Here is a 13,338-nt window from a genome sequence, read left to right as displayed (position 1 = left end):
AGGCGCGCACCCCGCAGAAAGGGTGTGAAGTCCCCGCCGTTCGCGTCAGTTCAGCAGCGACACCGAATTCGCCCGTCGCAGTTTGCCGCTCGACGTCTTCGGAATGCTGCCCGGCCCCAACACCGCAACGGTTCGCGGTCGCACACCCACCTCCGAGTGCACCGCGTGGATCACTTCACGTTCGATGCGCTTGACCTCGTCCGGCTTGTCGATGTCGTTGGTTTCCACTGCCACAGCGAAGCTTTCGCGCTTGTCGCCGGCATCGAGCCGGATGGCGACGGCATTGCCCGGCCGCACACCGGCAACAGTGCCCGCGGCCCGTTCGATATCGGTGGGATAGATGTTGCGACCACCCATGATGATGACGTCCTTGATCCGTCCGCAGACGACCACCAGTTCGTCCTCGGTGATGTAGCCGACGTCGCCGGTATCGAGCCAGCCGTCCGCGTCGAGCGTCGACACCGGTCCTTCGACGGTGATGTAGCCGGGGGTGACGGCCTTGCCCCGCACCTCGATGATGCCCACGCCGCGAGCGGTGAGCACCTGTCCCTCCTTGTCGACGACGCGTCCCTCCAATCCGGGAACGAACTTGCCGAGCGTCGCGAGCGAACGGGTGTTGCCACGGGTCGACGGGACGGCGCGACCGAGGGTCTCGAGCAGGTCCGCGTCGACCACATCGATCACCTGCCCCTGATCGGGATCCGGAATCGACACTGCGAGAGTCGTTTCCGCCATTCCGTAGACCGGGGCCAGAGCGAGTGGGTTGAGCTTGTACGGGGCCCCGGCCTCGGCGAGCGCGGTCATGGTGTCCGGGTCGACCGGCTCGGCTCCGTTCCAGGCATAGCGCAGAGTGGACAGATCGAGATCCAGATCGTCCTCGGCCTGACGCAGCCGCCGCGCCAGCAGCGAGTACGCGAAGTTCGGTGCTGCGGTGACGGTTCCGCGGTACTTGTGAATCAGCTTGGCCCACAACAGCGGTGAACGCAGGAAGTCCAGTGGAGTGATGCTGACGACCTCGGCACCGACCTGCATCGGCACCGACAGAAAGCCCACCATCCCCATGTCGTGGAACAGTGGCAGCCAGCTGACCATCACATCGGAATCGACATCGAATTCGATGCGATCGATCATGGCGTAGGCATTGACGTAGAAGTTCTCGTGCGTGATCCGCACGGCCTTCGGCGAACCGGTCGAGCCGGACGTCAGTTGCTGCAGTGCGATGTCGGACTCGGCCGTCGGCACCGGATCGATATCGCGACCGGTCTTCATGTCCTCGATCTTCAGCACGGTGATTCCGCGCTCCTCGAGCACCGGTGCGGCGATGTCGAACGGTGCCCCGAGAATCACGGCCTTGGCCTCGATCATTCGCACGACGGTCTCGGTGTCCTCGCCCCAGACGGCGAGGTCGGTCCGCGGAGTGGGCTGGTGCAGCATCGTCACCGATCCCCCGCGCATCCACGTCGCCTGGCACGCAGGCGCTATGTCCACCGGCTGACCGGCCAGAATCCCGATCGCGTCCCCGTGTTCGACGCCTGCGTCGGCCAGAGCCCCGGCCATTCGCCGCGCCTGCTCGTGGATCTCACCCCAGGACTGCCGAAGCGCCTCGTCGGGCTCGCCGGTCACCAGACCGTGCTTGCTGGTGCTCGCGGTCTCGAACATCTCTTCGGTGAACTTGCTCAACGCACGTCTCCTCGTGAGGGATCTCCCGGCCTACCGTTCACAGTAGGCACTCCCGCCCCGACCGAGGGGAACAACGGGCCGCGTATCCTTTGATTTTGCCCCGGCCACTCTTTCGGTGCCGCCCTTGCTACGAGAATGAGGTCTTCGTGAGTACCCCGTCCAGCACCCCCGACGTCGACGCAACGCTCGAAGGGTCCGGACCGGCTGCGCTCGACGAGTCCGGGACCACCCGAGGCCAGGCCAAAGAGCTCGAGACCGAGGTCGCGAGGCGTCGAACATTCGCGGTGATCTCGCACCCCGACGCCGGTAAGTCGACGCTCACCGAGGCCCTCGCCCTGCACGCACGTGTCATCTCCGAGGCCGGTGCCATCCACGGCAAGGCCGGCCGCCGCTCCACCGTCTCCGACTGGATGGAGATGGAGAAGGCCCGCGGTATCTCGGTGAGTTCGACTGCGCTGCAGTTCAATTACCAGACCTCCCCCGACGCCGAGATCACCAACGTCATCAACCTCGTCGACACGCCCGGCCACGCCGACTTCTCCGAGGACACCTACCGCGTGCTGACCGCCGTCGACGCGGCCGTCATGCTGATCGACGCCGCCAAGGGCCTCGAGCCGCAGACCCTCAAGCTGTTCCAGGTGTGCCGCCAGTTCGGCATCCCGGTCATCACCGTCATCAACAAGTGGGACCGCCCGGGCCAGTCGCCGCTCGAGCTGCTCGACGAGATCGAGTCGCGAATCGGCCTGACGCCGACGCCTCTCTACTGGCCCGTCGGGATCGCCGGTGACTTCCGCGGCCTGCTCGACGTGCAGGACGGCAGCTACATACGCTTCACCCGCACCGCCGGTGGCGCGACCATCGCTCCCGAGGAATTCATGACGGCCGAGGCCGCCGCCGAACGTGAGGGTGTCGACTGGGACACCGCCGTCGAGGAGAGCGATCTGCTGATCTCGAGCGGTCAACAGCACGATCAGGAGATGTTCCTGGCCGGCCAGACGTCGCCGGTGATCTTCGGCTCCGCGATGCTCAACTTCGGCGTTCGGCAGATTCTCGACACCCTCGTGGCCCTCGCGCCGTCACCCGGCCCGCGTGACGACGTCTCCGGCGGCGTACGCGAGGTCACCGACCCGTTCAGCGCCGTCGTGTTCAAGGTGCAGGCGGGCATGGACACCGCGCACCGCGACCGACTGGCGTTCATGCGCGTGGTGTCCGGAGTGTTCGAGCGCGGCATGGTCGTCACCCACTCGCAAACCAAGAAGCCGTTCACCACCAAGTACGCGTTGACGGTGTTCGGTCGCGATCGTACGACCGTCGAGAACGCCTACCCGGGAGACATCGTCGGCCTCGTCAACGCGACCGCGCTCGCCCCGGGTCACACGCTCTACACCGACAAGAAGGTCGAGTTCCCGCCCATTCCGTCGTTCGCACCCGAGCACTTCTCGGCACTGCGCGTCGACAGCGCCGACAAGTACAAGAAGTTCCGCCGCGCCGTCGAGCAACTCGATTCCGAGGGCGTCGTTCAGGTGCTGCGCAACGACATTCGCGGCGACGCGTCCCCCGTGCTCGCCGCCGTCGGACCCATGCAGTTCGAGGTGGTCACCGCACGCATGAAGACCGAGTTCGGCGTCGACGCTCGAATGGAACCGCTCGGATACTCCCTTGCTCGACGCACCGATGCAGCCTCGGCCGTCGAACTGGGTCGCCAACGCGGTGTCGAGGTCTTCACTCGCACCGACGGCGCGCTGTTGGCACTGGTGAGCGACAAGTGGCGTCTGCAGTACATCCAGAAGGAGATGCCCGAGCTCACCCTCGAACCGCTCGTCGCCGCGGGTGATCAGTAGCAACCCGTGCTGATCGATCTGCTCGACGCAGAATTCTCCGTTCTGGGGCACCCGATTCTGTGGCGTGAGGTGGTCGGCAACGGTTTCGGCTTGCTCTCGGCGATCGGGGGAATGCGACGCGTCGTGTGGGCGTGGCTGGTCGGGATCATCGGAAATGCACTGCTGTTCACCGTTTTTCTCGGCGGCGTGTTCCATACTCCGCAGGCACTCGATCTGTACGGCCAGGCCGGGCGACAGCTGATGTTCATCGCCGTGAGCGTCTACGGGTTGATGCGCTGGCTGCGCGATTCGAAGCGGTCCGGGGCCGCGGTTCTGCCGCGATGGGGCACGGCGCGGGAGCGGACGGCGATGCTCGTCGTCGCGATCGTCGGCACGGTGGTGTTCGCGCAACTGTTCGGCTACCTCGGTTCGTTCGGCAAGTGGGCCGACGCGTGGATCTTCACCGGATCCATGCTGGCGACCTTCGGAATGGCCCGTGGGCTCACCGAGTTCTGGCTGATCTGGATAGCGGTGGACATCGTGGGTGTTCCGCTGCTGATCGTCGCCGGGTTCTATCCGTCCGCGGTTCTCTACCTCGTGTACGCCGCGTTCGTGGCCTGGGGATTCGCTGTGTGGTTCAGGATCCAGAACAAGAACTTCGGTCAAAAAATAGCGTCGTAAACAATCGTGATGCTACTCTCAGCCTGTCCGAACAAACTTCGAGTACGTTTCTGCGTGCTCGACGCCGAGTAGCCCGTCCTGATCGATACCCGATCGTGACATCTCGGCGCGGAACCACCTGGGAATCACGATGAAGTGGAAAACGACATGACAAAGGGATCGAACTACCCACTGGCCGGGATCAAGGTCGGTGGCGCTCCCGCGCATCGTTTGGCGACGCCGCCGAAGTCCGACTCCGCTTCACCCGCCGGTGGCCGCACCGATTCTTCGGCGGCAGCGCCCGCCGAGAAGGCGGTCGAGACCCCGTCCACCGAGAAGTCGGAGGCAGTGGTCACGTCCACCGAGAAGGCGTCCGCAACAACGCCTGCACCAGCAACGTCGTCCGACACGGATTCAACGACCCCCCGCGCGGATCGACGTCGTCCAGAGAAGCCCGCCACGGAATCGAACGAGGTTGAAGTGACTACAAGCGATCAGATCTCAGAACACGGCCTGCCCACCAACGGCCGCTCCACGTCTCACGGCTCCACCGCCTCGCCGTCGCTCGGTCGTGGCCAGGGACCCGACCGTCGCACCGCCATGGGTGTCGCCTCGGTACGCATCGCGGGACGCTTGACCCAGAACGAGCTCGGCAGCCGCACCGGCGACATCCGCACCCCCGACACCTCCGTCGGCCCCGACGAGCTGCTCCAGCTCCTCGGCGAATACCTCGTCTCGGGTGGCCTGCAGAACCCCGAGATCCACGTGCGCTCCAACGGCCAGACCATCGTGCTGGACCTGCAGAACCCCGCCAAGGGCTACCGCTGACCCGTACCGGTCACAGCAGCTGCTGGAATGCCTCTGGTCGCACCATCTCGAGCACCAGAGGCTTCCATTGCGGCGCTCGGTCCTTGTCGACCAACACTGCACGAACACCCTCGGCGAAGTCCTGTTCGGTGATGATCCACGTCGCCATCCGCAACTCCCGATCGAGGCATTCACGCAACGTGCTGTCTGCTCCGCGTGCGATCAGCGCGTCGGTGGCCATCAGAGATGTCGGCGACAGCGTCGCCAACTGGGTCTTCGTCGTCCGCGACCACGGTGTGTCGCACACCAGTGCGTCGATGATGTCGACGAGCGATTCCTTTTCGAACACCGCTGCCACCGCCTCCGCGTCGAACGACAGCTCGGTCGTCGACGGCGCAGTGGTGTATCGATTCAACACCTCGTCGACGGCAACGCCGGCGAGTATGTCTGTTTTCAGGCTCTCCACCGAGTCACTGGGGCAGAAGTGCGTCGCCAATCCCAGTGCGAGCGCATCGGATCCGGAGATACGAGTTCCCGTCAGCGCCAGGTAGCGTCCGACATGGCCCGGCAGGCGCGACAGAAAGTAGCTCGACCCGACATCGGGCACGAACCCGATCGCCGTCTCCGGCATGGCCAACACGGCGTTCTCGGTGACGATGCGGATGTTGCCGTGAATCGAAATGCCCAATCCACCGCCGAAAGCCGCGGCTTCGATCACGGCGATGTACGGCTTGGGGTAGTTCGCGATCAGTTCGTCGAGGTCGTACTCCGCCGCGAAATACGCCGGGCCGGCCTCGTTGTCACCGTCGACGACGGCCTGCCGAATCGCCTTGATGTCCCCGCCTGCACAGAATGCCCTGGGTGAACTGCTCGTCACCAGAACGGACGTGACCGCATCGTCGTCTCGCCACGCGTCGAGTGCGGTGCGGATGCCCTCGATCATCGCACCGTTCAACGAGTTCAGAGCCTCCGGCCGGTTCAGGACAATATGCCCTACTCCGCCCACGATCTCGGCTTCGACAACGGCCACTGTTGACTCCTTCACACGCAGATCGTTCGACGCGTAACAGTAGCGCTATTCGCGAGACTCGACCGACCGCGGACGCGCGTCATCGGGAATGTCGGCGGCGAGACAGGGCCGCTCTTCCGCAGTGAACCACCCTCGATAGAGAAACAGCTGTCCGAGCACCGGACTCTTCACCTCGATCTCGATGCGATGCCGTTCCTCGGCCGCATCCCACCACTCCCGACCGATCGTCACTGCCGACGCCACCTTGGGCAACTTCGGTGCCAGCGGGCCGAGCAGGAATCGCGGCACCTCGCTCTCGAGGATCAGCCCGCCATCGGCATCGACCTCACACCTGGTGTGCACCACCATGTCCGAGGAGAAACCCAGATAGTCCAGGGCATATGCGTCGGACTCGGCGGAGGACACCATCACCGAGTTCATCCCCTGCGGGCGACCCGCGAAAGCGAAGCGACGCACGAAAGACATTGTCTCGCGGCCCAATTCGTCGACATACGCATAGTTGGCAATGGTGAACGGCACGTCCTTGCCGACACCGGCGGGAAAGAGACCGCGCTTGCGTCCGGCCCACAGCAACGGCGGCGGCACCAGCCGAGAATGCGTCATCTCCTCCATCACGCCCACTCCGAACTGAGCGAGATCGTCCGAGGACTGCAATCCGAAGCGCCACTGAACCTTGGGATGCAGACGGGCAAAATCCGAACCGAGTACTTCCGCGACGACCGATGTCATGACCCCAGTATGCGCTGCGCGCACGTGCACGAAACTTCGTAGCAGGCTACGAGCCAGGAGTGGAGCCTGCGGAACGACCCGTTACTCAGCTAGTCACATGCGGCTCCGCCGCACTACTCCAACTCGGCGGCCAGTTCCATCCATCGTTCCTCGGCGACATCCTTGTCGGCGAGGACCTGCTTGAGTTCGGTGTCGAGGGCGACGAGCTTGCCCTGCTCGGTGGACGCGTCGACGAGTTCGGCGTGCAGTTCGACCTCACGCTTGGAGAGCCGGAGGACGAGCTTCTCGAGCTTGCTGAGTTCCTTACGGGCAGCGCGCTCGGAGGCCGCATCACGGGTGGCTTTGCGCGGCGCACTTCCGGTGGTCAGCGAGTCCGGCGTCGCGTCGGCGGCGAGGACGGCCCGCCTGCGCAGGTACTCCTCGATGCCGCCTGGCAGGTTGGTGAGCTTGCCGTCGCCGAACAGTGCCCACGTGGAATCACAGATGCGCTCGATCAGGTACCGATCGTGACTGATGACGACGAGAGTGCCCGCCCAGCCGTCGAGGATGTCCTCGAGCTGCTGGAGGGTGTCGATGTCCAGATCGTTGGTGGGCTCGTCGAGCAACAGCACGTTCGGCTCGGCCATCAACACGCGAGTGAGCTGCAGCCGACGACGCTCGCCACCGGAGAGATCTCCGACGGGAGTGCGTTGACGCGCCGGGGTGAAACCGAGCCGCTCCGCGAGCTGCCCGGCAGAAATCTCTCTGTCGCCCAGCGTGATCCGCTCGGCCACTTCCTTGACCGCATCGAGAACACGCAGCTTCTTGGGCAGGTCGTCCAATTCCTGCTTCAGCCAACCGATCTTGACGGTCTGGCCCTGGATGCGCTTGCCGGCAGCAGGCTGCAGTTCACCGGCGAGCGTGCGGAGCATGGTCGTCTTGCCCGAACCGTTGACGCCGACGAGACCGACGCGCTCACCGGGAGCCAGGCGCCAGGTGAAGTCCTTCACCAATTCGCGGCCGTCGGGGGTCTCGAGGCGCGCGTCCTCGAGTTCGATGACGACCTTGCCGAGCCGGCGCTGAGCGAACGAGGACAACGCGACGGAGTCACGCGGGGCGGGAACGTCGGCGATCAGAGCCTCGGCCGCCTCGATGCGGTACTTCGGCTTGGAGGTACGGGCCGGGGCACCGCGGCGCAGCCAGGCCAGTTCCTTGCGCGCGAGGTTGCGTCGACGCTCCTCGGACGCGTCGGCCTGACGGGACCGCTCGGCCCGGGCGAACACCCAGTCGTTGTAACCACCCTCGTAGGCCTCGACGCCGCCACCGACCACTTCCCACGTGCGATTGGCGACGGTGTCGAGGAACCAGCGATCGTGGGTGACGACCACCAGCGCACTGCGACGGCTGACCAGGTGCGCAGCCAACCACTGCACGCCCTCGACGTCGAGGTGGTTGGTCGGCTCGTCGAGCACCAGCAGGTCCAGATCCTGAACCAGGGCCGCTGCCAACGCAACTCGTCGACGCTCGCCGCCCGAGAGGTTGTCGATCGGCGCGTCGAGTCCCGAACTACCTGCAGGCCCGAGATCGGCAATACCGATGCCCGTCAGGATGTTTCGCACCCGAGAGTCGCCCGCCCACTCGTGCTCGGCCATTCCGAGGGGGTCGAGGACCACCTGGCCGACGGTAGACCCGGGAGGCAGCACTCCGCGCTGGGTGACGACGGCCATGCGCAGGCCATTGACGCGGCTGACGCGTCCCGAATCGGGCGGCTCGATGCCCGCGAGCACCTCGAGGGTGGTGGTCTTGCCGCCGCCGTTGAGGCCGACCATGCCGATGCGTTCGCCCTCCTGCACGCCGAGGGAGACACCGTCGAGCAGCGGCTTGACGCCGAAGGACTTGCTGACGTTTTCGAGATTGACGAGATTGACCATCAGGAAAAACCAATCGATTCGCTAGTGACAACACGAGCACCGGGAACCGGTCCACTCGCAACACGGACGGTGCGGCACACGCCTGCACCGGAGAGTTCAGCGCTCACCGACACCGCCGCGTCGGCGTCGGCGCACAGGAACGCGCAGGTGGGGCCCGAGCCGGACACGATGCCCGCCAACGCCCCGGCGGTGACTCCCGCACGCAGCGTGCGACGCAACTGCGGCATCAGCGACACCGCAGCGGCCTGCAGGTCGTTGCCGAGCAGCGGCGCGAGTGCACGCGCATCGCCGGACGCCAACGCATGCATCAGATCCTCGGTGCCGCCCAGGCGAGGCGGATCACCCTTGGCCCGCAGTTCGTCGAGCTCGTTGTAGACGGCAGGCGTTTGCAGACCGCCCTTCGCCAACGCAAGCACCCAGTGAAAACTGTTGCGCGAGAGCACCGGAAGCAGCTTCTCCCCGCGACCGGTTCCGACCGCCGTTCCGCCGTGCAACGAGAACGGCACGTCGCTGCCGAGTTGAGCCGCCACCTCGTCGAGCTCGTCGCGCGAGAGATCGAGGTGCCACATCGCGTTCAGTGCCACCAGAGTCGCGGCAGCGTCGGCACTTCCGCCTGCCATCCCACCGGCCACCGGAATTCCCTTGTCGATGGTGATCTCCACCGACGGCTCTCGCCCGACGCGATGCCCCAGCAACTCGGCGGCCTTCCACACGAGATTCCGTGAATCGGTGGGAACCACTCTCGCGTCGTCGCCGCGCACCCGAACCGAGAGCGTCTTGGCCGGAACCACCGACAGTTCGTCCGAGAGCGAGAGCGCCTGGAACACCGTCGTCAGCTCGTGAAAGCCATCGGGACGCAGGTCACCGACCGACAGATGCAAATTCACCTTCGACGGGGCCCGAACGACGACGGGTGTGGGAACGACAGACAGCACGAGTAACCACAGTAGTGGAGAAACAGCGACCCAGTTCACCACCAGGGCCGACACCTGTCGAGCCTCGCGCACCCCAGTTCGAGCAGCGGTCGACGATTCCATCCGGCTCTGCGGTCCGGCCATGGCACCTCCTTGCCGGTCCGCTCCGATTGCTATACGTTCGTACTATACATTCGTACAGACGAGGAGGATTCATGAACAAGCACGACGGGGCACTTGTTGTCGGAATTGCCATGCTCATCGGGGGACTAGTTCTGTTCTTCGCCTTCAGAGACGTGGAGACACCCGTCATCGGCGTCCGCCAGGCCGGTGCCGTCATCGCGATTCTCGGTGTGATCGATATAGCGGCGACTGTCGTGTCGAAGATCGGGTCGACGCGACCGCAGGATCGATGACCGACAACCGGCTACTCGAGGGTGTACTGACAGTCCTGGCGGAGCAGGGCGTCGGCGCCCTGAGCGTTCGCAGTGTCGCCGCCGCAGCGGGGGTCTCACCCGCACAGGTGCAGTACTACTACCGCACGAAGACGGAGTTGGTGCGCGCCGGCTTCGAGTACGCGGGCACCCAGTTCCTGGAGGATGTAGCGGCCGCACAGCCCAACACGCTGATGGATGTCGTGTGGCAGTGGCTCCCACTCGACGACTCACGCGAACGACGCGCGCGCGTTTGGCTGGCCTACGCAACTATTTCGGCAGTCGACCCGGAACTTGCTGCCGCCTCGGCACAGCTCGACGAAGAGCTTCGCCGATGGTTTGTCGACCGAGGCCTTTCCGCTACCGCCGCCTCGCAACTCTTCGCATTGATCGACGGCGTCACCGTCCAGTGCCTCATGATGCCTCGATCGGCACGACCATCGCTGGTCGAGCGAACAATAGTGCCGTTCATCTCCGGCCTCGAGGCAACTTCGTAAAGGTGACCCGATCGATGCGGACCGAACATGTCCGCAATGCGTGGCATCGTGACGTCATGAAGGAAACATCGGCTCGGTTGTTGCGGCTGCTGTCCCTGCTGCAGACGCGTCGGGATTGGGCGGGCGCGGAATTGGCGGAGCGACTCGACGTCACTCCTCGGACGCTGCGGCGCGATGTGGACAAGCTGCGCGACATCGGTTACCCGGTCAATGCGACGCCGGGAGTCGGTGGTGGCTATCAGCTCGGTCCCGGTGCCGAGATGCCGCCGCTGTTGCTCGACGACGACGAGGCGTTGGCGGTGGCGTTCGGGTTGCAGTCGGCGGCCGGTGGCTCGGTGGCGGGCATCGGCGAGGCGTCGTTGCGGGCGTTGACGAAGTTGCGGCAGGTGATGCCGTCGCGCATCCAGCATCGGCTCGACGCGTTGCGGATCGACGTGGTGGAGCAGACCTCGCGTTCGGCGGTGGATGCGTCGGTGCTGTCCGCGGTGGCGGCGGTATGTCATGCCCACGAGCGGTTGCGGTTCGATTACCGCAAGCACGACGGTTCCGAGTCCAGGCGCGAGGTGGAGCCGTACAGCCTGGTGCGGGCGGGGGCACGCTGGTATCTGCTGGGTTGGGATGTGCTGCGGGAGGATTGGCGGTCGTATCGAGTGGATCGCCTGGATCCGAAGATTCCGACGGGTCCGCGGTTCACTCCGCGGGAGCTGCCGCCGGGCGGTGCGGCCGCGTTCGTCTCGAAGGGAATCGATCGTGCGTTCACTCAGGTTCAGGCGCGGATCGCGTTGCACGCCCCGATCGAGCAGATCGCCCCGATGATCGACGAGCAATGGGGCACACTGGAATCCATCGATGAGGGCACCTGCGCGGTGGTGTTGGCCGGAGATTCGCTGCCCTCGATCGCGCGGTGGCTCGCAGCGTTCGACACCGATTTCACAGTGCTCGATCCACCGGAACTACGCGAGGAATGCCGCATCGTGGCCGAGCGGCACGCGAGACTGAACGAGCGATACCTGGCGGCGGTTCACCCTCCGGTAACCGGTACGTGAGTCAATGGGCAGATGACGACACCACTCGGTTTCGACCCGAAGTTCCTGGCCGACATCGACGTTCCCTTGCCCGATCGCGCCGATGTGGTGGTTCTTCCGTACACGCACTTCTCGGTGTCCATCGACCCTGCCCGACGCCTCGCCGCGGTCACCGGCGTCAACATCGACGGCGCGAGCCTGCAGGATGTCGGACGCGGAGACAACTGGCGACTCGACGATCGACTACCGCCAGCGCAGCAGGCCGGCAACGAGTTGTACCGGAACAACGACCTCGATCGCGGGCATCTGGTTCGCCGGCGAGATCCGGTGTGGGGTGAGCGTGCAGTGGCCGAGCGCGCCAACGAGGACACGTTCCACTACACCGTGTGCGCTCCGCAGACGGCCACGCTGAACCAGTCGAAGACACTGTGGCTGGGGCTCGAGGATTACGTGCTGGGAAACGCCGAGCAGTACGACCGAAAGCTCTCGGTCTTCAGCGGCTGCATCTTCGCCGACGACGATCCGATCTACCGGGGCGTCGCCATTCCGCGGCAGTTCTTCAAGATCGCGGCCTGGTCGCAGGATTCGGCTCCAGCATGCACCGGATACGTTCTCGATCAATCGCCGTCTCTGGACCCGATCCTCGACAAACCGCTGCGGCTCGAGACCGATCCCCCGCCTCTCGGCCCGTACCGGACCTATCAGGTTCCGGTGGCCGACATCGCGTCGATGACAGGCCTGGACGTGGGCATTCTGATCGACGCCGACCGCTACGCGCCGGTGGCTGCTGCCCGCGAGGGCGCGTCGACGTGGACCGAGCTGACTGTCCTGACGGACATCCACCTGTAGAGAGTGGGCCTCAGGCTTCGGTGGCGGCCAAACGGACGAAAGCTGCGGCGTCGATGGTCTCGCCGCGAGCAGTGGGGTCGATCCCGGCCTCACGCAACCGCCGTTCGGCGGCAACCGGGGAGCCTGCCCACCCGGCCAGGGCTGCTCGTAGAGTCTTGCGTCGCTGCGCGAAGGCGGCATCGATCACCGCGAACACGGCCTTGCGATGCGCGGTGTCGGTCCGCCACGGCGGCTCGGCGTAACGATCGATGCGGACCAGCCCCGACTCGACCTTGGGTACCGGCCAGAACACCGAACGGCCCACTGCGCCTGCCCTTTTGACATCCCCGAAGAATCTGGCCTTGACGCTGGGGATGCCGTAGATCTTGCTTCCCGGTACCGCGGCGAGTCGATCGGCCACCTCGGCCTGGACCATCACCACGGCGACGCGAAGGCTCGGCAGTTCCGAGAACAGATGGATCAGTACGGGAACGGCAACGTTGTAGGGCAGGTTGGCCACCAGAGCGGTCGGCTCCCCCGCAATGTCCGCGGCTCGTACGCGCAGCGCGTCGGCCTCGATCACCGTCAGCCGATCGGCCAGAGTGGGGGCCCGGTCGGCCACCGTCGTGGGCAATCGGTTCGCGAGCTTGGGGTCGATCTCGACGGCGATGACGGCCTCGGCGACATCGAGCAGCGCGAGTGTCAGCGATCCGAGGCCGGGGCCGACCTCGAGGACCGTGTCCTGCGGGCCCACACCCGCGGAGGCGACGATGCGTCGAACAGTATTGGCGTCGTGCACGAAGTTCTGCCCGAGTTGTTTGGTGGGGCGCACGTCGAGCTCGGCGGCGAGGGAGCGGACTTCGGCAGGACCGAGCAGAGCCGCAGATCCCCTCACATGTTCGGACACGGCGGAAACTCTACGGGGCCAGGAGTGGAGCCCGCGGAACGACCCAGAAACGCAGGAGTGGAGCCCGCGGAACGACCCAGAAACGCAGGAGTGGAGC

General features: G+C 65.4%; 13 protein-coding genes. 7 read left to right on the top strand and 6 right to left on the bottom strand.

Annotated elements, in window-relative coordinates:
- Positions 1–45: 45 nt before the first annotated feature.
- The gene (locus CH283_RS25035; protein ID WP_094639569.1) at positions 46–1,680 is read right to left on the bottom strand and encodes a fatty acyl-AMP ligase; all 1,635 of its coding nucleotides are present in this window, start codon (positions 1,678–1,680) and stop codon (positions 46–48) included.
- A gap of 146 nt (positions 1,681–1,826) precedes the next feature.
- Between CH283_RS25035 and CH283_RS25030 the strand changes: the two genes are divergently transcribed.
- From CH283_RS25030 to CH283_RS25020, 3 genes are all read left to right on the top strand, one after another.
- Entirely contained in the window at positions 1,827–3,521 is a 1,695-nt protein-coding gene (locus CH283_RS25030; protein WP_037192020.1) for a peptide chain release factor 3, read from the top strand.
- A gap of 6 nt (positions 3,522–3,527) precedes the next feature.
- Positions 3,528–4,181, top strand: a complete 654-nt coding sequence (pnuC, locus tag CH283_RS25025) for a nicotinamide riboside transporter PnuC (RefSeq protein WP_094639568.1) — start codon at positions 3,528–3,530, stop codon at positions 4,179–4,181.
- A 147-nt stretch (positions 4,182–4,328) separates the two neighbouring features.
- Positions 4,329–4,988 (top strand): hypothetical protein, encoded by a 660-nt coding sequence (locus CH283_RS25020; RefSeq protein ID WP_068049833.1) that lies wholly within the window; start codon positions 4,329–4,331, stop codon positions 4,986–4,988.
- A 10-nt stretch (positions 4,989–4,998) separates the two neighbouring features.
- On the opposite strand, the gene CH283_RS25015 is transcribed toward CH283_RS25020, so the two are convergent.
- The 4 genes from CH283_RS25015 to CH283_RS25000 all read right to left on the bottom strand — a co-directional run bounded on the left by CH283_RS25015 (position 4,999) and on the right by CH283_RS25000 (position 9,571).
- Positions 4,999–5,997 (bottom strand): enoyl-CoA hydratase/isomerase family protein, encoded by a 999-nt coding sequence (locus tag CH283_RS25015; RefSeq protein ID WP_094639567.1) that lies wholly within the window; start codon positions 5,995–5,997, stop codon positions 4,999–5,001.
- Between the two features lie 45 nt (positions 5,998–6,042).
- On the bottom strand, positions 6,043–6,726 hold the full coding sequence (locus CH283_RS25010) for a DUF4166 domain-containing protein (RefSeq protein ID WP_094639566.1): 684 nt from the start codon (positions 6,724–6,726) through the stop codon (positions 6,043–6,045).
- Between the two features lie 113 nt (positions 6,727–6,839).
- Positions 6,840–8,636 (bottom strand): ABC-F family ATP-binding cassette domain-containing protein, encoded by a 1,797-nt coding sequence (locus tag CH283_RS25005; RefSeq protein WP_094639565.1) that lies wholly within the window; start codon positions 8,634–8,636, stop codon positions 6,840–6,842.
- Entirely contained in the window at positions 8,636–9,571 is a 936-nt protein-coding gene (locus CH283_RS25000) for a 4-(cytidine 5'-diphospho)-2-C-methyl-D-erythritol kinase (protein WP_094633226.1), read from the bottom strand. The genes CH283_RS25005 and CH283_RS25000 overlap by 1 nt, the downstream gene beginning before the upstream one ends.
- 194 nt (positions 9,572–9,765) lie before the next feature.
- Between CH283_RS25000 and CH283_RS28510 the strand changes: the two genes are divergently transcribed.
- From CH283_RS28510 to CH283_RS24985, 4 genes are read left to right on the top strand one after another with little or no spacing between them, the layout of a single operon-like run.
- Positions 9,766–9,966, top strand: coding sequence for a DUF5708 family protein (locus tag CH283_RS28510; protein ID WP_094686668.1), 201 nt, complete (start codon positions 9,766–9,768; stop codon positions 9,964–9,966).
- Positions 9,963–10,481, top strand: coding sequence for a TetR/AcrR family transcriptional regulator (locus tag CH283_RS24995; RefSeq protein ID WP_176460554.1), 519 nt, complete (start codon positions 9,963–9,965; stop codon positions 10,479–10,481). Before CH283_RS28510 ends, CH283_RS24995 begins: the two co-directional genes overlap by 4 nt.
- 56 nt (positions 10,482–10,537) lie before the next feature.
- Positions 10,538–11,527: a helix-turn-helix transcriptional regulator gene (locus CH283_RS24990; protein ID WP_094639809.1), complete on the top strand. Its 990-nt coding sequence runs from the start codon at positions 10,538–10,540 to the stop codon at positions 11,525–11,527.
- 12 nt (positions 11,528–11,539) lie between these two features.
- A complete protein-coding gene (locus CH283_RS24985) occupies positions 11,540–12,355 on the top strand; it encodes a DNA/RNA non-specific endonuclease (protein ID WP_094639563.1) in 816 nt (271 codons plus the stop codon).
- A gap of 10 nt (positions 12,356–12,365) precedes the next feature.
- On the opposite strand, the gene rsmA is transcribed toward CH283_RS24985, so the two are convergent.
- Positions 12,366–13,241 carry a 16S rRNA (adenine(1518)-N(6)/adenine(1519)-N(6))-dimethyltransferase RsmA gene (gene rsmA, locus CH283_RS24980; protein WP_094639562.1) on the bottom strand — a complete coding sequence of 292 codons (876 nt, stop codon included), beginning with the start codon at positions 13,239–13,241 and terminating at the stop codon, positions 12,366–12,368.
- Between the last annotated feature and the right edge of the window lie 97 nt (positions 13,242–13,338).

Origin of the sequence: Rhodococcus sp. 05-2254-2 (genome assembly GCF_002259095.1) — a bacterium.
Lineage (GTDB): Bacteria > Actinomycetota > Actinomycetes > Mycobacteriales > Mycobacteriaceae > Rhodococcoides.
This window is presented reverse-complemented; position numbering and strand designations above follow the sequence as displayed.